Origin of the sequence: Haloterrigena sp. KLK7 (assembly GCF_037914945.1) — an archaeon.
Lineage (GTDB): Archaea > Halobacteriota > Halobacteria > Halobacteriales > Natrialbaceae > Haloterrigena > Haloterrigena salinisoli.
The window spans coordinates 1,063,181-1,081,072 of sequence record NZ_CP149787.1; the positions used below are offsets into that span (position 1 = coordinate 1,063,181).

Sequence of the window (17,892 nt, forward strand, 5' to 3'; positions counted from 1 at the left end):
GCTGCGAGCCGGTTATCGAGGAGACGGGAACCGGGGACGCCACCGCGGAACGTCCGTCTCGTTCCGGGCGACCAGCGTGACGCGCGGCTCGTCGCCGACCCGGTGTTCGGCGTAGTAGAGGATCGCGAGGTCAGAACACGCCGTCAGGAGTTCGTTTGCATCGAACCGAAACCGATCGCCCGGTCCGAAGTCGTCCGCCGGCGACGCGAGGTAGTGTTCGTAACAGAGGACGCCGCCGGGCGCGAGGGCGTCGATCAGCGCCGGTAGTCGGTCGCGCGCGTCGAAGAAACTCACCGTCACGAGGTCGTAGCGCCCCTCGGGGACGCAGTAGCTGTCGATGTCGGCGAGAATCCAGTTGACGGTCGATTCGAACCCGGCCGCCCGCTCGCGATCGCGGGCCCGCGAGAGCTTCGCGCTCGAGAGGTCGACGGCGTCGACGGTCCAGCCGCGGTCCGCGAGGGCGAGGGCGTTCCGGCCGGTTCCGGTGGCGACGTCGAACGCCCGTCCGGGCGACAGGGCCTCGACGACCGTGCTGACGACCGGTGCGAGCCCGTCCGGTTCGGCGGCGTCGCCTCGAGAGTGGGACGCGTCCGACCCGGTATCGGGGTCTTCAGTCACGGCTCGTACTCGCGGGATGCAGTCCCCTTAGTCTTCCCGTGAGAGTCACCGATCGTCAGCGGGCGTCGACACGATAGCGCGTCCGTTCCACCGCCGTCTACGTCACGTACAGGGAGTAGGCGATAATGACGAAGCCGGCGAGCATGAGGAGGCTCTCGAGCAGGATGCCCGTCATCAACGAGACGCCGAGGATCTCGTACAGCAGGCCGGCCAGTACGAGCCCCAGCGTCACGAGGCCGAATCCGACGGCGAGAAGACGGAGCGCGCGCTGGCGCGTCCGGCGGTACGCTTTGAACGCGAGAAACGTGATGAGACTGCCCACGAGCAGGATGAGGGTCTTGACGACGGCGAGCGTGATGGCGATCGACGTTCCTGCGTCGTGGAAACTCATAGTGGTCCGTACGTCGAAAATTACGAACGGGAACCAAGTAGCTTGCGTTCACGACGAATGCGGCCGGCCGTAGCCGCGGTCTCGAGGCGAATCGGACCGACGCGCGGACACCGAATCTTTTGCACGGCGGTCCCGAACCGACGGCCATGACGCGATTGGTCGAACTCGAGGAGACGGGACCGCGAAAGCTCGACCCGTCGGATATCGACGACGAGAAGGGAGACGTCGCGGTCTGTCGGTGCGGCCTGTCGGAGTCGTTTCCGTTCTGCGACGGGAGCCACCGACGGACCCGCGACGAGGACCCGGACGAGACCTACGTCTACGAGGACGGCGAGCGCCGAGTCGTCGAACGAGTCGTAACTGAAGACGAGTCGGCCGCCGACAGCGACGGGAGCACCGAGGACAGCGGAAGCGGTTCCGATGCCGATGACGACGGCAGCGCCGAATAAGCGGCGCTACCGGAGTTACCGTTACCGCATCGAACGCGAGGAGTTGAGCACGACCAGCAGGCTGCTCGCGGCCATCGCGACGGCGGCGAAGAGGGGGTTCAGCAGGCCGGCGACCGCCAGCGGGATCGCCACCGCGTTGTAGCAGAACGCCCAGCCGAGGTTCTGTCGGATGCGCCGGTGCGTGCTCGCGGCGATCGCGAGCGTCTCGCCGACCGCCTCGAGGTCGTCGCCGACGATCACCGCGTCGGCCGCGTCGGTCGCGAGTTGCGTCCCGCCGCCCATCGCGATGCCGACGTCGGCGGCGGCCAGCGCGGGCGCGTCGTTGCTCCCGTCGCCGACCATCGCGACCGTCCCCCGCGCGCGGAGGCGGTCGACGGTCTCGGCTTTCGCCTCCGGCGGGACGCCCGCGAAGACCTCGTCGACGCCGTCGACCGCGCGGAACCGCTCGGCGGCCGGCCCCTCGTCGCCGGTGAGGACGACGATCTCGCGACCCACCGAGAGCGTCTCGAGCGCTGCATCCAGTTCCTCGCGTTCCGAGTCGCCGACCGCGACGACGCCGTGAACCCGGCCGTTCCAGCCGACGGCTACCGGGACGCGACCGGCCGCGCGGGCCTCGTCGATCGGGGACTCGAGGGCGTCGGGAACCGACAGCCCGCGCTCGCGGCAGAAGTCGGGGTGGCCGACGACGACGCGAGCGCCGTCGACGACGCCGCTGACGCCGCGGTCGGCTCGCTCGAACGAGTCAACAGCTGTGGAGCCGTCGGCGCCGGCCACGGTACCATCGTCATTTTCGGCCTCGAGACCACCGCCGTCGGCCGCGGCGACGGGCGCCGCCTCGACGACGGCGGCGGCGATCGGGTGCTCCGATAGTGATTCGACCGCGCCGGCCCGGCGGAGGAGTTCGTCCGAGTCGGTCCCGTCGACGACGTGGACGTCCTCGACGGCCATTTCCCCGGTCGTCAGCGTTCCCGTCTTGTCCAGCACGACGACGTCGACGTCCGGCGCGTCCTCGAAGATCGTCTCCGCGGCGACGACGATCCCGCGCTTCGCGGCGGCCTGGACGCCCGCGGCGATCGCCAGCGGCGTCGCCAGCCCGAGCGCGCAGGGACAGGAGACGATGACGACTGTCAGCCCGATCAGGAGGGCGGTCGACGGGCTCGAGCCGGTCGCGAGCGAGACGGCGACCGTCCCAGTGGCGAGGGCGACGACAAGCGGGACGAACACCGTCGCGAGCTTGTCCGCGAGCCGCTGGACGCCGGGCCGCGAGCTCTGGATCGACCAGAGCAGGGAGACGAGCCGATCGAGGGTGCTCTCGGCCTCGTCGCCGACCGCGAGGACGATCGGCGCGTCGGTGACGACGGTGCCGCCGCGGAGTTCGTCGCCGGGGGCCTTCCGGACCGGGAGGGACTCGCCGGTGACCAGCGACTCGTCGACGGCGGCGGTCCCCTCGACGATCTCGCCGTCGAGGGGAACCCGCTCGCCGGGGCGGACGAGCAGTCGGTCTCCGGGGTCGACGGCCTCGAGCGGAACCGTCTCGCCGCTCTCGAGGCGGGCCTCGTCGACCTGCCGTTCGGTCAGTTCCGAGAGCAGCCCCGTCGCGCGGCGCTTGACCGCCCGCTCGTAGTGGGTGCCCGCCGTGACGACGAGGACGACGGCGACGGTGACGTCGAAGTAGAGGTGGCTCTCCCCGAGGAGGATCGCGACCGCGCTGTAACCGTACGAGCCGAGCGCGGCCGTCGCGACGAGCAGGTCCATGTTCGGCCGGCCCGCCCGGAGGCTGACGTACGCGCCCCGGAGGATCGGATACCCGGTGTAGAAGAGGATGAACGACGTGAACGCCCAGATGTTCGCGGACAGAAAGGCGAGCTCGTAGCCGCCGAAGGCGACGACCGGATCGAGGTCGAAGTAGGTCGGGTAGAGAAAGAGGACGTACCACACCATGACCATCATGCCGAAGAAGCCGCCGAGCAGCAGCCGAGCGATCCCGTCGTCGGAGCCCGCGTCGCCGTCAGCAGCCGATCGGTCGGTCGCGGTGTAGCCGTATCCCGAGACGATCTCGGGGAGGTCGTCGGCCGCGAGCCGGTCGGGATCGTAGACGATCCGGATCGTGTCGGTCGCGTAGCTCGCCGTCGCACCGAGCACGCCCGCCTCGCCCTCGGCGACCGACTCGAGGAAGGCCTCGCAGGTCGAACAGTGCATCCCGTCGACCGCGAGGAAGGCGTCCTCGCCGTCGAGGTCGTCGAGGTCGCGCTCGTCCGCCGCGCTCGACCCGTCCAGCCGCGATCGAACCGCCGACTCGTCGGGTCCGTCGGCGGTCCGCTCGAGCGTCCGCGAGACCTCGAGACAGCCCCGACAGCAGTAGGCGCCGCCGACGTCGGGATCGGTGATCGGCGCCGACGGGAGCGGCAGGTCACAGAGGTCGCAGCTGTCAGCCCCGTCGGCTGTCGACGAGGCGGGCGATCTCGCGGACGGTCGTGAGTTCGTGCGCATCGTTAGAACGGGGGTGCGAACGGCAACGGCAGGTGCGGGAGGTGGATCCCGTACAGCATCAGCCCGTGCGAGAGGGGGACGTAGCCGAGGACGACGAAGGCGACGCCGAGCCCCCGGTGGAGCCGGACGCGCGTCGCGGACTCGAGGGCGGTCAGGACGGTCCCGTAGGCGAACAGCGTCGGGATCGTTCCGAGCCCGAGGACGGCCAGCGAGAGCGCCCCGCGCGTCGGCGAGCCGACCGCGAACGCGTAGAGGTACGCCGGATAGATGATCGGACACGGCATGAGTCCGTGGACGGCACCGAGCGCCGCGATCCCCGGCGACGTCGCGAGCCGGTCGACCCGACTCGAGAGCAGCCCCGAGAGCCGACGGAACAGCGTCCCGACGATGGGGAGATCGTGACCGGGGACGGCCGTCCGCCCGCGGACGTAGTAGAGGCCGCTCGCGATGATGGCGATCCCGACGAGGACGCCCGTCGCGCCCCTGACGGAGTCGCCGACCGCGGCGACGGCCTCGCTCGAGGCGACCGTCGCCGCACCGAGGAGGCCGAAGAGGCCCCCGATCGCCGCGTAGCTCGCCGTCCGACCGAGGTTGAACAGCGCGTGCTGGCGCACCTCGTAGCCGGTGAGCGCGTCGTCGCGGCGCTTGTCGCTGGCGGCGCCGACCCGATCGGCGTAGGTCGTCACCAGCGGCCCGCACATCCCCAGACAGTGGGCGCCGGCCAGCAGTCCGACGACGAAGAGGACGACCAGGTCCGCGTGCTCGAGTCCGAGCCCCGGACCGGCGGTGCTCGCGAGCGTCGCGTCGGCGACGAGCCGGTCGAGTCCGGGAAAAGCGACGACAGCGGACGGGGACGGTGCGAGTGCCACGGCGGTCATCGGAACGGCGGTCGTCAACGGGCGGTTCCGTTCCCGTTTCCGGAGTGGTCGCCGTGTGCCCCCTCGACCGGCGACATCGCGAGGTACAGCGAGCCGACGATCAGTGCGACGTTGACCGCGCTGACGAGGCCGGCGACCCCCGAGTTCGTGACTCCGTAGACGAGGACCGGAACGACCGCGAGCAGTCCGATGGCAGCCGCGTACCGCGGCGTGACAGTCTCGAGCGTCATAGCCGTCTCTCGGGCGGTCAACGAGTTAATACCTCGAGAAGTTCCCATCGGTCGGGAATTACGATCGGTCGTAAGTTCTCGCTCTTCCCTATCCACCCGTATGAGTTCGGCAACAGAACAACGGACGACCGATCAGGCCGGCGAAACTGCGTCTGGGGAGACCGGCCCGGTTCGCACGATCGGTCACGACGAGTACGATCCGATCGGGACGCTGATCCTGATCGCGATCTACTTCGCGATACTGGTACTGCTGTGGCTGTTCATGTACTTCGTCGAGTTCCTCGGCAACGGGCCGACCGTCGTGGGGGCGCTCATGCCGGTGGTGGGGCTGGCATGAACATCCACACCTACGAGAAGCTCTGGCTGGCCGCGGCGATGGTGTTGATCGTCGGCTTCATCGCGACGATCACGTACGGCGCCGTCGGGCCCGGCGTCACGATGGTCAGCGACGACGGCGGCTCGATCGACCCCGACGCGATCAACGACCACGAGCGGTTCGGCGAGACCGGCGTCACGCACGTCGGCGGCAACGAGTACGAGGTCGACGTCGTCGCGCAGGCGTGGTCGTACTCGCCGGGCGAGATCGAGGTGCCGGCCAACAGCGAGGTGACGTTCTACGTCACGAGCCGGGACGTGACTCACAGCTTCTCCGTGGTCGGGACGAACATCAACACGATGGTCATCCCCGGCGAGGTCTCGGAGATGACCGTCGAGTTCGACGACCCGGGCGAGTACGGCATCCTCTGTAACGAGTACTGCGGCCAGGGCCACCACAACATGGAGGGCAAGCTGAACGTCGTTCCCGAAGACGAGTTCGAGATGACCGAACTGGACGTCGAGGCCCCCGACGAGGTCGACGCGGGCAACGAAACGACGATCAACGCGACCGTCAGCGACGGAATGCAGACCGACCTCGAGACGACCGCGACCCTCGAGATCGGCGACCAGCAGTACGAAGAAGACGTCGCGATCGAGGGCGCCGGCAGCCAGTCCGTCGAGTTCGCGGTCGACGCCGACGAACTGGGCGCGGGCGACCACGACTGGACGGTGACCGTCGACGGCGAGGAGGAGAGCGGCACGCTCACCGTCGCGGACGGCAACGGCGGCTCCGACGGAGGTGACGGCGATGCGTAACGCCTACGTCGATCAGTTCCCGGCGGAGGCGAAGGTGATCAAGGCCGCCTTCTGGAGTTCCTTCATCGCGCTGGCCATCGGCGGCCTCCTCGGACTCGTGCAAGCGCTCCACCGGACGGACGTCGTCCGGTTCATCGATTCGGCGGACTACTACACCGTGTTGACGGCCCACGGCGTCCTGTTGGCGATCACGTTCACGATCTTCTTCCTCGTGGGCATCTTCACCTGGGCGGTGACGACCAGCCTCGAGCGGGGCGTCGTCGACACCCGTTTCACCTGGTCGTGGTACGCGATGATGGTGGTCGGCACGGTACTGGTCGGCGTCACGATCTTCGCCGGCTTCCTCGAGGACGCGCCGGAGATCCTCGGCGCGCCGCTGAACGCGGACGTCCTCTTCACGTTCTACGCGCCGCTGCAGGCCCACCCCTTCTTCTACGTCGGACTGGTGCTGTTCGTCGTCGGCTCCTGGCTCGCCGGCGTCGACTGGTTCCGGACGTGGTGGGCCTGGCGTGACGAGAATCCGGACGCGCGGATCCCGCTGCCGACGTTCATGGTGTTGACGACGACGCTGTTCTGGTACATCTGTACGTTCGGCGTCGCGCTGTCGATCCTCGTCTTCCTGCTGCCGTGGTCGCTGGGGCTCGTCGACTCCGTCAACCCGCTGCTGACCCGGACGCTGTTCTGGTACTTCGGCCACGCCGTCGTCTACTTCTGGCTGATGCCGACGTACGTGATGTGGTACATCATGCTGCCGAAGTTCTCCGGCGGGAAGCTGTTCAGCGATCCGCTCGCACGCGTCGTCTTCGTGTTGTTCCTGCTGCTCTCGACCCCGCTGGGCATCCACCACCAGTATCTGGATCCCGGCATCGCGGAAGGCTACAAGTTCATCGCGATGACGAACACGATGTTCCTGTTGCTGCCGAGCCTGCTGACCGCGTTCACCGTCGTCGCGAGCATGGAACACGGCGCGCGCCAGCGCGGCGGCGAGGGCTATCTCGGCTGGCTCAGAGCCCTGCCGTGGCGCGATCCGGTCTTCACCGGCATGGCGCTCGCGGGCCTGATGTTCGCCGCGGCCGGCTTCTCCGGCATGATCAACGCGGGGATGAACATCAACTACCTCGTCCACAACACCTGGTGGGTCGTCGGCCACTTCCACCTCACCGTCGGCACCGCCGTCGCGCTGACGTTCATGGCGGCCGCCTACTGGTTCATCCCGCAGGTGACCGGCAAGGCGCTGTGGAACCGCTCCGTCGCGCTGGGGCAGGTCCTGCTGTGGTTCATCGGCATGACGTTCATGTCGAACGCGATGCACCGCTCGGGGCTGTTCGGGATGCCCCGCCGGACCGCCGAGCCCCAGTACAGCGGCTTCGAGTTCGAACCCGCGGCCGGGACCGTCGGCGAGATCAACGCGCAGGTCGCCCTCGGCGCCGTGATCCTGACCGTCTCGCTGGCCCTGTTCCTCCTGAACATGGTCCTGACGTCGTTCAACGGGACCAGCGACGCGATTCCGGACAACACCTACGCCGGAACGCTCTCCGGGCCCGAGGACGCGCCGGAGATCCTCGATAACCTCACGCTCTGGACCGCCATCGCCATCGTCCTCGTGATCTTCGCGTACACGCTCCCGCTCGCGAGCATCGTCGAGAACGGCGGCCTGTTCGGCCCCGGCATCGAGGGGCGACAGCTCACGCTCGCCCCCGATACCGCGGCCGTCCTCGAGACCGTCCGTGAGGTGATCCCATAGATGCGCATCTCCAAGGCCGGTCTACTCGTCGTCACGGCGATCGTCATCCCGGTCGTCGTCGAACTCCGCACCGCGCTCTCGTGGTTCGGCATCGAGCTCTCGGTCCTCGAGGGGGTCGCCCTCGCCGTCGCGATCGTCCTCGCGATCGTCGTCTGGGCGGTGTGGCCGTCCGACGGGAACGGCAACGCCGAATCCGAACCCACCGGTCCCGAGTGATCGAGGGCGGCGATCCGACGCCCTAACCGGGAGTCGGGCTGCGGTTTCCCTTTCAGAGAAGGGCGAAAATCGCGGTGCGTACGGGGAACGCCGGTATCGAACTCGTGCGCCACAGCGAGACCGCCGCTCACGTTTCGAACGGAAGATCCCCGAGAAACTCGTCACTCTGGTAATCGAGATGGTCCAATCGAGGGCCGAGCAGTTCGCGGGTGAGGACCACCAACGGATTGGTCCGTCCCTCTCCGATCATCGCGACCTCCGTTTTCTCACCAGTGGCGTCCTCCTCCCAGAGACCGACGACGACGGTCTCTCGATCGGCGACGATGAGCCGACTCACCTTGGGATAGTTCGCCCGTTCGTACATCCAGTCCATCTGTGGCTCCCAGATCGTCGCTTCCGGGAGACGCTCCCGAAAGAACTCTCGAGCGGCTCGATTTTTCGTCCCGGCGTGAAGTTCGACGCCCCGCTCGATGGCGTTCTCCGCGCACGGGAGACACGCTTCGTCGAGTAAGTCGGCGGACGCGTAGATCAGAAAGAGCTCGTCGTCGGCGCTGTCAGCCAGGTCTCGGCAGTAGTCGTACACCGCTTCGCGACCCTCGAGCCGTCCGACGGTACGCTCGGCCGGTCCGTCTCCCGTCCCGAACTGCGAGAGCAGTTCGTCGAGCGCTTCGACGGCCATCCAATCGGCGTCACCCGTCGAGCGATGTCCGCCAGTAACGATATTTTCATCGCGGTCGTACGTGACGAGTCCGACTTCGTCGAGTCGGGGAAGGTACTCGTGATGAAGCGAGACGATCGTCCGGTCCAGTTCCGTCTCGTCCGCCGAAGCGAGGCGTTCAGCGAGCTCCGTTACGGAGAGGCCGCGAGGACAATCATTGAGAGCAGTTAGAACTTTACGATTAGTGGCATCTGTGAGTAATCGAATGAGTTCTTCGTCATTTATCCCCATTGCCGATGGATATCCCCGTGCGGGTCTTAAAAAACAGGTTTCTATTCGCGGATATTATTACAGGAGCATATCCCGTCAATTTTCGTTGAAAGTCACCACCCTTTGAACCCGATTCACAGAAGTAACTACCGAATCGGCCGAATTCGGTTCCGAGAGCGACGTTGAAGGACGAAATCGTGTTACTAGCTACCGGAAACGCGGCGGTCGCTACCAGGTCTCGATCCGTCCCTCGCGGACGTCCTCCGCACAGCCCTCGCAGTCGGGATGGCCCGCTTCGAAACACGCCGGCCGATACTGGTCGTCGAGCTTCGCCGCCCGCTGTTCGGCGTAGCGTCGGCAGACGATCTTCGCTCGTCCCGCCTCGTCCGAGGGCAGGCTGCGGGCGTTTTTCGCCACTTCGTAGGCCTCACGGGCCTCCTCGAGTTGCTCGCCCGTCGAGCCGCGAACCTGTTCGTACTGCTCGCCAGCCTCCTGAAGCTTCGAGCGCAGGAACCGCTCGAGCCGACGACGATCCGCCATTGGAACGTCGTTGGACCGCCGGCCACATAGACCCGTCGCCGCCGTTCCGGGGCGCGTCGGGACGGAAACGGTCCCGGAGAACCGTCGAAGAGAGACAGAGAGCGCGAGCGCTCGAGACGGGGCGAAGGGTTTTGCCAGTTCGTGGCGTGTGGTATCTATGAGCACAGATGAGTCTCGAGAGAGCCGCCGCGACGAGATCGACGCGATCCTCGAGCGAAAGGACGGCGGCGTCCGAGAGGCCCGCGATGAGGCCGACAAGTACACCGTCGTCGGCGCGGCCGACAGGCGAACCTACGCGAACTGGCTGACGCCCGTCGAGGAGCACTTCGTCTGCCACCGCAACGACATTCCCGACGCCGACGCGGACTCGTGGACCGTCTCCCTGACGGGCCACCTCGACGAGGAGTACTCGCTGTCGGAACTGAACGACGAGTTCCCGACGGTCGCAGTCGCCCACACGATGGAGTGTGCCGGCAACGGTCGCGGACAGCACCGCCCGGAGACGGGGAGCGTCCAGTGGGGGTTCGAGGCCGCCGGGACGGCGATCTGGACCGGGACGCCGCTCAGTTCGGTGCTGCGCGGCCGACTGGACGACGCGGACGACGACGCGTGGCTCACGGCCGTCGGCGGCGATCCCTCGGACGGCGACGACGTCTTCGCGCGGTCGATCCCGCTCTCGAAGGCGCTCGAGGACTGCATCCTCGCCACCGAGATGAACGGCCGGCCGCTCCCCCGCGAACACGGCTTCCCGGTTCGGCTGATCGTCCCCGGCTGGTACGGCGTCAACTGCGTCAAGTGGGTCGAGGAACTCCGGCTGATGGACGCGATGGTCGTCGACGGCTCGCTGGATCGGCCCGGCGACCACGCCTACTGGCAGCAGGAATCCTATCGACTGCATCCCGCCGACACCGACCCAGAACCGAACGAGACCGTCGAAACGGTCGATACGTGGGCGCAACTCGAGGCGGGCGAGCCCGAACACCCGTACACGTTCGACCAGACCGTGATGTCGATCATCGGCGCCCCTGACGGCGAATCCGCGGTGAGCGCACCCGATGACGGGACGGTCGAAATCACCGGCGTCGCCTGGGCCGGCGACGACGGCGTCGAACGCGTCGAGGTCTCGACCGATGGCGGCGACACGTGGGACGACGCGGAACTGTTCGGTCCCGACTACGCGGGCGCGTGGCGGCTGTTCCGATACGACTGGGACGCGACGCCGGGGACGCATGTCCTCTGCTCGCGGGCGACCGACGAACGGGACCGCCGACAGCCGATGCGAATCTCCAATCCAGATGCGTGGCGCGACGCGCTCGAGGCCGACGAGTTCCCCTGGAACGAGGGCGGGTACGCCGCGAACGCAGTGATGCCCAACGCCGTCGAAATCGACGTCGAGGAGCCGTAGCGGCGCCGCGCTCGACGCGCTGACGTTCACTTTCACCCCGGTGCCGGTACTTTAAATACTATCGGGCGCGAAACGAGGTATGCCTCCCAGTGAAACGAAAGAGGAGGCGTGACACAATGAGCGACGTACGACAGCACGCGGACGACATACACGACCAGTTTTCGGATCACATCGACGTGAGCGTCGACGACGTCGAGGAGCGACTGACGACGCTCGTCGACGAGTACAAGGTACCCATCGACGAGGCGCGCCGGAGCGTCACCAACCACTACCTCGAAGAGGCCGGCCTCGAGCGAGAGGACATCTCGCGGGGCGGCAGCGAGGAAGTGAACGTCGAGGACGTGGACGAGCCCGAACAGTGGATCGACCTCACCGCGAAGGTCATCGAACTCTGGGACCCCCGGAGCGACTCCGTCGCGCAGGTCGGCCTGCTGGGCGACCCGACGGGCACGATCAAGTTCACCAAGTGGGCCAAATCGGACCTGCCGTCCCTCGAGGAGGGCGCGGTCTACGACCTTCGCAACGTCGTCACCGACGAGTACCAGGGCCGGTACTCGGTCAAACTCAACTCGACGACGGTAATCGAGGAGCTCGACGAGGACCTCGAGGTCGGCGACGACACCAGCGAGATCGAGGGCGCGCTCGTGGACATGCAGAGCGGCAGCGGCCTCATCAAGCGCTGCCCGAAGGAGGACTGCACGCGCGTCCTCCAGAACGGGCGCTGTAACGAACACGGCGAGGTCGAGGGCGAGTTCGACCTCCGCATCAAGGCGGTCGTCGACGACGGGATCGACGCCCACGAGGTCATCTTCGACAAGGAGGCCACCGAGGACCTGACGGGTCTGAGCCTCGAGGAGGCCAAGGACATGGCGATGGACGCCCTGGACACGACCATCGTCGCCGACGAGATTCACGAGGACATCGTCGGCACCTACTACCGCATCGAGGGGCCGACCTTCGGCCGCTACGTGCTGGCCGACGAGGTCGAGGAACTCGACGACGGACCCGCCGACGCCGAACAGCTGCTGATCAGAGCGAGGTCGATGTGATATGAGCCAGTCAGAACTCACCCGCGAAGTCGCCCGCCGCGTCTTCGCATCGGAATTCAACGATTCGACGTACACCTTCAAAGAGAGCGACGACGAGCGCGCGCCCAACTACGCGCTGCTCCCGACCGGCGACCGCGCGAACCGCGTGTTCGTCGTCGGCACCCTCACGGAAACGGAGGACGTCGGCGAGGACAGCGAGTACTGGCGCGGCCGGGTCGTCGACCCGACCGGGACGTTCTTCGTCTACGCCGGCCAGTACCAGCCCGAAGCCGCCTCGACGCTCCGCGACACGGAGCCGCCGGCCTACGTCTCCATCGTCGGCAAGCCCCGGACCTACGAGACCGACGACGGCACCGTCAACGTCTCCCTGCGGCCCGAGTCGATTTCGATCGTCGACGACGCCACCCGCGACCGCTGGGTCGTCGAGACCGCCGAGCGCACCCTCGACCGCATCGAGGCGTTCGAGGAGTGGGAGGCCGAGCAGGAGGCCCCCGAGAGCGGCTCGACGGCGCCCGCCAACGAGTACGCCCAGATGGCCCGCGAGCGCTACGACTCGCCGGTCGTCAACTACCGCAACGACGTGATTCAGGCGCTCGAGCAACTCGAGGACGTCGAGGACGAGGCCGAAGCGACGGCCTGAACCCGAGTTCGGCAGTCACCGTTCCGTTCTTTTTCGCAGCGTTCGATCGACGGCGAGCGACGGCTCCGCAGCCAGCTCGGCTCACGCCTCGAGGGCGGTCTCGAGCAGGTCGCCGATCGCCGAAAACTCGTCGTCGGTGACCTCGTGACCCGCGTCCGGATAGCGCCGCTCGTCGACCGCGGCGTCCGCGCGCTCGAAGATCCGTGCCGTCGCGGCGACGCGCTCGGAGTCGACGCGGGGGTCCTCGCCGCCGTAGCCGAGCAGGACCGACGTCTCCTCGAGCGAGCCGTCGATATCGGTCGCCTCGAGTTCGGCGTCCGATCCCGGCAGGGTCGCGGAGAGAACGGCGAGCCCGCCGTATCGGCCCGGGTTTCGGCGAACGAACTCCGCGACGACGCAGGCGCCCTGCGAGAAGCCCGCGAGAACGGTTCGCTCCGGTTGGATACCGATCTCGGCCGCGGCCTCGCAGGCGGCGGCCACGCAGTCGACGCTCGAGGAGAGCCACGGCTCGTTTTCGGTTCGCGGCGCGGTCGCCGATCGGGGATACCAGCGGCTCCGCTCGGCCTGCGGGGCGAGGACGGCGACGCCGTGACGGTAGACGGGATCGAAGAGGTTGACGACGCCCTGGGCGGTCGCGCCGCGGCCGTGACAACAGACGAGCGCGGCCTCGGCGGCCAGCGCGGGTGCCCCGGCCGTGAGCAGCGGTTGACCGGCGTGCGGACCGTCGACGGCGTCCATCGACCGTCTCGAGTCGGCTCCCGTCATCGGTCAGCGCCGGTCTCGGTGTCTGTGTTGTCGATATCGCCGTCAGTACGCTCACTCGCCGCGGGAACGGTCAGTTCCGGCAACTGGCTCTCGATCAGCCCCCGATCCCGCTCGAACCAGTCGGGCAGGTGCAGCGACTCGCCGGGGCCGCCCTCGGGACCGCTCGCGGCGACGCCGTCGGTCTCGGTCGCCAGTTCGAAGAGGACGCCGCCCGGCTCGCGGACGTACAGCGAGTGGAAGAAGTGGCGGTCCTTGACCCGCGAGACGTCGTGGCCGCGGTCGTCGAACAGCGCCCGCCACTCGTGGAGGTCGTCCTCGCTCTCGACGCGGACCGCGACGTGGTGGAGGGTGCCCGGCCCCTCGCGGCCGAACTCGGCGTCCCGATCGAGGACGTCGACGACGGCGGCTCGGTCGCCGGTGGCGCGGTACCGCACTCGATCGTCGCGTTCCGCCTCGTACTCGAATCCGAGCGTCTCGAGCGTGCCCGCGGTCGCGTAGGGGTTCACCGAGAGCGTCGAGACGCCGTGGAGCGCGCGGATCGCGACGTCCTCGGGAACCGGCCCGTCGGTCCACGGCTCGACGCCGCTCGGGTCGGGCGCGTCCGGCGGACCGGCGACGAGTTCCAGTCGCGTCCCGGCGGGGTCCTCGAACCGCAGGACGCGCTCGTCGAAGCGCTCGAGCGGGCCCTCGACCGCGACGTCGTGATCGACGAGTCGATCTCGCCAGTACTCGAGGGCGCCCTCGGGGACGACGAACGCGACCGACGCGACCTGCGGTTTGCCGACCCGGCCCGGATCGGCGTGGGGATCGGGAAAGTGGGTCAGAACCGTCCCGGGCGTGCCGACCGCGTCGCCGAAGTAGAGGTGGTGCTGGAGGATGTCCTCGAAGTTCACCGTCTGGGTCGCGAGTCGGAGGCCGAGCGCGCCCGCGTAGAAGTCGACGGCCGTCTGGGCGTCCCCGACCAGCCCCGTGACGTGGTGGAGGCCCGGCGTGTCGGTGCGCATGGGCTGTGTTGGGTCTCGAGCGGGATAGCACGTCTGGTCCCGGCGACGGTCGGCGTGGGGGCCTCGTCTGACGAATCGTTAAGTGTCACGGCCGACGAATAGACGGCAGACAGATGGGCAACAAGAACAAGACGATCTCGTTTCGGGTGAACGAGGACGCGTTCGAGGCGCTTCAGGACATCGCCGAAGAGCGCGACATCTCGTTGTCCGCCGTCTTCCGGGACTACGTCGACCAGCTGGTCGAACACGACGGCCAAGTCGAGGTCGTTCCCGAGGACGAACTCGAGGCGATGGGCGGCGAGGACGACGGCGAGCAGACGTTCCCGCCGACCGTCGAAGTCCGGAAGAGCTTCGTCCGCGAACACGAACGGCTCGAACTCGAGGCCGAACACCTCCGAGAGCAGCTCGACGAGTACAAGGGCTACGTCAACGACCTGCAGGACCGCCTCGAGGACGAGGAAGACGAGATCCTGCTGCTCGACGATTTAGACGACGAAGACGAATCGTACCAGTTGCGATAGCCGGCGTTCGGAGCAGACTGGACCGATTCCTGCGGTGGCGCGCGCCGGAGTGGGACAACCGAAGCGTAGGCCTCCACCGTGTGACGTCTGAATATATCGAGCACGAATCGTTTCGGAGTCAGGTCCCAAGTCACTCGGCCTGTCGCCTGTAGCTGTGGTACATCAACCGAGATTCTTGAGGAGATCCGGCATCTCACCGGTTACCAGCCATCGAAGGAGACTCCATCCGAGAGCGATCCAAAACACGATCACTGCTCCGAACACTACTTGCTCCATACACCGACGTGCCCACTATTTTATAAATACACGTCGGTTATCTCTCACGTTCAGGTACCGGATCGTCAGATCCGTTTCTGGCGGTGTGAGAAACGACGGAATCGGGCGCCAATCCACTGCTCCAGCCAGCAGCGATACCGAGCGTACTACCGGGCGAGATTCTGCTTCGCCTGCCGGATCTCGTCGTGTTTCTCGCTCTCGCCGTCGACCCGCGCCAGCCCCTCGGCCGCCTCGAGCGTCCGGACGGCGTTGTCCAGAAACGAGAGGACGTCGCCGGGGTAGGCGTAGACCATATAGTCGTCGGTCATCACGTCGACGATCGCGTCCGGGCCCAGCCCCTCGGCGCGCAACTCGAGGAGATACCGGATGAACTTCCGCTCCGGGCAGCCGCAGTAGGGGTTGTTGTCGCAGCTACAGTCCAAGAAGTCCTCCGTGAAGTCGAGGACGCGATCCCGGGTCGCGTCGTCTAACTTCTCGAGGCCCTGACCCTGGAAGAGCATGTCCAGCGTCGCGCCCTTGAACGCGCCCTTCGGGATGTTCGTCTCGAGCTGGGAGCTGAGCTGGCGGTGATTTTTGACGTAGATTTTGTCGGTGATGGCCACGCGTTGGCGGCCCTAGCGGCGCTGGGCCGAAAAACGTCCCGGTCCGCGTCGCCGGCCGGTGAGTGTCCCTGAATCACGCGGTACTGTCTCGCACAGTGGCGTACTCGAGTCGTAACGTATTTCAGTTGGACCGGCCGTAACTGATTGTGTAAGCGTGTCCGGGTTGGGGTAGTGGTTATCCTTCAGCCTTGTGGAGGCTGAGACGCGGGTTCGATTCTCGCACCCGGACTTCCAATTCTCCGAAAACTACGGGGTTCAGAGATTCCTGTAGGGAATCTGTATTCCTTGATCAACATAAGGAAGGATGCCGCAAAAGGCTGCAAAGAATCCTGTTATGAAGCCCTCACGCCGTCGGGCGACTCTTCGAAAACATCAGAACAAATACAACTATAACCACGGAACTGCCGGACGGCATCCCCCTCGTTCACGACGTCGACACAAGGCAACTGAACAGCCTCCAGTTCGATGACTACCGCGACCTTCGAGGAGTTTACCTACCGCTTCCCCGTCAGCGATGAAGAGTAGGCGAAATGTTACTGTCCTCGACTTTCAACGAGCTTCTATGTCGGATGACGGAGAGTCGTCAGACTTAGAATTCGACGACGAGGCACTCCGGCTTCTGCGCGAAGACGCCGGGAAGACTGTTGACCGACTCATCCAGAAACATGATGCGCACCAGAAGAAGGCGGTACAGATGATACAGGTGAACGGCGTTGTAATCTCTCTTCTTCTCGCAGCTGGAACTCAGATCAGCCTCAACGTGCTCCTGATTCTCGGTGGCGTTGCCTTCCTCGGGTCGGCGCTACTGTCCGGCTGGGCACTTCGTGGCCGGAAAATCGACGTAGGACTTGCACCGGAACAGGTGACAGCACACATCCAGCACGAGATTTCTGAGACACAGTACCTTCGTTGGTATCTCGAGGGCTTCTACTCTGACGCGTTCAACGACCTGAACTCGAAGACGAACACACGGGCTCGTCGGGTTCAGTTCTCTGTGTATGCCTTCCTCGGCGGTCTCGTGTTGACGGCCAGCGGAATCATTATCCAGTTCGCGCCAAAAATCCAAGGTAATGTCTGGTGATGACGAGGGCGAGAAGTCCGAGAGCTGGGAGGCACTCCCTGATGGGATCAAGAAGGAAAATGCCAGTATAGAGGCTAACCGCGAGAACGAGGACGTTGGCGACGCCGACGTAGAAATTCTTGTCGACGACGACGGCGGCGATAGTGGCGACGAGGAGTAGTCCCACCATTCCTTTTCGGGGAGTACCTAAGCCGCACGTGCCCTGACCCGCGTCGTTCCCCCATACTATGAGGTCGGACTCGACCAATATATAATCATCAAATAAGATATTGCTCACTAGGGGTTCAACGAGAAATGTGGCTGATTCAGTCAAGTTCTCTCGGTTGCCTTTAAAGACAACCGGGGCCGGCATTTAAGTGAGCCCACCAAGATCTCTTGTCTTGCGATGGCGTGATGGATTTCAGACACACTTGCGGAAAACAGGGCTCACAAGGCTCAGAACGGCCAGTATCTTCTACACAAGGATAGCGTCTCGTATGCCCTACACGAACCTTGCGCGGTGAGTTGGGTAGGCAACCGCGCTGAAACCTTGTGGAGGCTGAGACGCGGGTTCGATTCTCGCACCCGGACCTTTTCGCGACGAACAAATCCGCCAGCGGTGCAATCCGCCTGCAGATTTGATCGTACAGTATGACACATCTCCACTGCAGGTGCGAAGGGTGAGGAGTGAACGGCGCCACAGGTTGAATACCGCTGCCGCCGTCGATTCGAACGATGACGGCTACCGACGGACCGTTCGAGTGTGACACCTGTGACGCCGACGTTCGATTCGAGGAGGCCCGCCGGACGAAAACGATGGGCGGACTCGATCCGACGACGTGGCAGACCCTCTGTTGTCCCCACTGCGGCTCCCGGCTGAAAACGGTCTACGTCGGCGACTGATCGGCCGCTCAGGGCAGCGATCGAGCGAACCCTGACTCGAGCGGCCGAG

General features: G+C 66.1%; 22 protein-coding genes and 1 tRNA gene. 13 read left to right on the forward strand and 10 right to left on the reverse strand.

Translation table 11 applies throughout. The annotated features are described in order from the left end of the window. Positions 1-12 precede the first annotated feature (12 nt). Together WD430_RS05220 and WD430_RS05225 are read right to left on the reverse strand one after the other, a co-directional pair. Complete coding sequence (locus WD430_RS05220; protein WP_339104967.1) at positions 13-618, reverse strand: class I SAM-dependent methyltransferase; 606 nt, start codon at positions 616-618, stop codon at positions 13-15. 97 nt (positions 619-715) lie between these two features. After that, positions 716-1,009 carry a hypothetical protein gene (locus tag WD430_RS05225; RefSeq protein ID WP_339104968.1) on the reverse strand — a complete coding sequence of 98 codons (294 nt, stop codon included), beginning with the start codon at positions 1,007-1,009 and terminating at the stop codon, positions 716-718. A 146-nt stretch (positions 1,010-1,155) separates the two neighbouring features. On the opposite strand from WD430_RS05225, the gene WD430_RS05230 reads away from it, so the two are divergent. Next, on the forward strand, positions 1,156-1,458 hold the full coding sequence (locus WD430_RS05230) for a CDGSH iron-sulfur domain-containing protein (protein ID WP_339104969.1): 303 nt from the start codon (positions 1,156-1,158) through the stop codon (positions 1,456-1,458). 21 nt (positions 1,459-1,479) lie between these two features. Here WD430_RS05230 and WD430_RS05235 read toward each other — a convergent pair whose 3' ends face one another. From WD430_RS05235 to WD430_RS05245, 3 genes are read right to left on the reverse strand one after another with little or no spacing between them, the layout of a single operon-like run. Beyond that, on the reverse strand, positions 1,480-3,948 hold the full coding sequence (locus WD430_RS05235; RefSeq protein WP_339104970.1) for a cation-translocating P-type ATPase: 2,469 nt from the start codon (positions 3,946-3,948) through the stop codon (positions 1,480-1,482). 2 nt (positions 3,949-3,950) lie between these two features. Beyond that, positions 3,951-4,826 (reverse strand): sulfite exporter TauE/SafE family protein, encoded by an 876-nt coding sequence (locus WD430_RS05240; RefSeq protein WP_339104971.1) that lies wholly within the window; start codon positions 4,824-4,826, stop codon positions 3,951-3,953. Between the two features lie 14 nt (positions 4,827-4,840). Beyond that, the gene (locus WD430_RS05245; protein WP_339104972.1) at positions 4,841-5,056 is read right to left on the reverse strand and encodes a cytochrome-ba3 oxidase subunit; all 216 of its coding nucleotides are present in this window, start codon (positions 5,054-5,056) and stop codon (positions 4,841-4,843) included. Between the two features lie 100 nt (positions 5,057-5,156). Here WD430_RS05245 and WD430_RS05250 point away from each other — a divergent pair, with 100 nt between their 5' ends. The 4 genes from WD430_RS05250 to WD430_RS05265 are packed head-to-tail and all read left to right on the forward strand — an operon-like array spanning position 5,157 to position 8,150. Continuing rightward, on the forward strand, positions 5,157-5,393 hold the full coding sequence (locus WD430_RS05250; protein WP_339104973.1) for a hypothetical protein: 237 nt from the start codon (positions 5,157-5,159) through the stop codon (positions 5,391-5,393). Next, positions 5,390-6,190 (forward strand): cytochrome c oxidase subunit II, encoded by an 801-nt coding sequence (locus WD430_RS05255; RefSeq protein ID WP_339104974.1) that lies wholly within the window; start codon positions 5,390-5,392, stop codon positions 6,188-6,190. The genes WD430_RS05250 and WD430_RS05255 overlap by 4 nt, the downstream gene beginning before the upstream one ends. Then, positions 6,183-7,934 (forward strand): b(o/a)3-type cytochrome-c oxidase subunit 1, encoded by a 1,752-nt coding sequence (locus WD430_RS05260; protein ID WP_339104975.1) that lies wholly within the window; start codon positions 6,183-6,185, stop codon positions 7,932-7,934. The genes WD430_RS05255 and WD430_RS05260 overlap by 8 nt, the downstream gene beginning before the upstream one ends. Then, complete coding sequence (locus tag WD430_RS05265; RefSeq protein WP_339104976.1) at positions 7,935-8,150, forward strand: CbaC protein; 216 nt, start codon at positions 7,935-7,937, stop codon at positions 8,148-8,150. Between the two features lie 127 nt (positions 8,151-8,277). Here WD430_RS05265 and WD430_RS05270 read toward each other — a convergent pair whose 3' ends face one another. After that, positions 8,278-9,099, reverse strand: a complete 822-nt coding sequence (locus WD430_RS05270) for an ArsR family transcriptional regulator (RefSeq protein ID WP_339104977.1) — start codon at positions 9,097-9,099, stop codon at positions 8,278-8,280. Between the two features lie 207 nt (positions 9,100-9,306). Further along, positions 9,307-9,618, reverse strand: a complete 312-nt coding sequence (locus WD430_RS05275) for a hypothetical protein (RefSeq protein ID WP_339104978.1) — start codon at positions 9,616-9,618, stop codon at positions 9,307-9,309. A gap of 157 nt (positions 9,619-9,775) precedes the next feature. On the opposite strand from WD430_RS05275, the gene WD430_RS05280 reads away from it, so the two are divergent. From WD430_RS05280 to WD430_RS05290, 3 genes are all read left to right on the forward strand, one after another. Next, on the forward strand, positions 9,776-11,023 hold the full coding sequence (locus tag WD430_RS05280; protein ID WP_339104979.1) for a sulfite oxidase: 1,248 nt from the start codon (positions 9,776-9,778) through the stop codon (positions 11,021-11,023). A 116-nt stretch (positions 11,024-11,139) separates the two neighbouring features. Further along, positions 11,140-12,072 (forward strand): replication factor A, encoded by a 933-nt coding sequence (locus WD430_RS05285; RefSeq protein ID WP_339104980.1) that lies wholly within the window; start codon positions 11,140-11,142, stop codon positions 12,070-12,072. A gap of 1 nt (position 12,073) precedes the next feature. Continuing rightward, entirely contained in the window at positions 12,074-12,712 is a 639-nt protein-coding gene (locus WD430_RS05290) for a DNA-binding protein (protein ID WP_339104981.1), read from the forward strand. Between the two features lie 81 nt (positions 12,713-12,793). On the opposite strand, the gene WD430_RS05295 is transcribed toward WD430_RS05290, so the two are convergent. After that, complete coding sequence (locus WD430_RS05295; protein WP_339104982.1) at positions 12,794-13,477, reverse strand: phospholipase; 684 nt, start codon at positions 13,475-13,477, stop codon at positions 12,794-12,796. After that, a complete protein-coding gene (locus WD430_RS05300; RefSeq protein WP_339104983.1) occupies positions 13,474-14,481 on the reverse strand; it encodes a VOC family protein in 1,008 nt (335 codons plus the stop codon). Before WD430_RS05300 ends, WD430_RS05295 begins: the two co-directional genes overlap by 4 nt. A gap of 113 nt (positions 14,482-14,594) precedes the next feature. Here WD430_RS05300 and WD430_RS05305 point away from each other — a divergent pair, with 113 nt between their 5' ends. After that, positions 14,595-15,002 (forward strand): ribbon-helix-helix protein, CopG family, encoded by a 408-nt coding sequence (locus WD430_RS05305; RefSeq protein ID WP_339104984.1) that lies wholly within the window; start codon positions 14,595-14,597, stop codon positions 15,000-15,002. 422 nt (positions 15,003-15,424) lie between these two features. On the opposite strand, the gene WD430_RS05310 is transcribed toward WD430_RS05305, so the two are convergent. Then, positions 15,425-15,880, reverse strand: coding sequence for a DUF5814 domain-containing protein (locus tag WD430_RS05310; RefSeq protein WP_339104985.1), 456 nt, complete (start codon positions 15,878-15,880; stop codon positions 15,425-15,427). Between the two features lie 157 nt (positions 15,881-16,037). Here WD430_RS05310 and WD430_RS05315 point away from each other — a divergent pair. From WD430_RS05315 to WD430_RS05330, 4 genes are all read left to right on the forward strand, one after another. Then, a tRNA-His gene (locus WD430_RS05315) sits at positions 16,038-16,109 on the forward strand. Positions 16,110-16,442: 333 nt separating this feature from the next. After that, positions 16,443-16,961 (forward strand): hypothetical protein, encoded by a 519-nt coding sequence (locus tag WD430_RS05320; RefSeq protein ID WP_339104986.1) that lies wholly within the window; start codon positions 16,443-16,445, stop codon positions 16,959-16,961. Then, positions 16,951-17,121, forward strand: coding sequence for a hypothetical protein (locus WD430_RS05325; RefSeq protein WP_339104987.1), 171 nt, complete (start codon positions 16,951-16,953; stop codon positions 17,119-17,121). Before WD430_RS05320 ends, WD430_RS05325 begins: the two co-directional genes overlap by 11 nt. 554 nt (positions 17,122-17,675) lie before the next feature. Next, entirely contained in the window at positions 17,676-17,843 is a 168-nt protein-coding gene (locus tag WD430_RS05330) for a hypothetical protein (protein WP_339104988.1), read from the forward strand. The last annotated feature ends 49 nt before the right edge of the window (positions 17,844-17,892 follow it).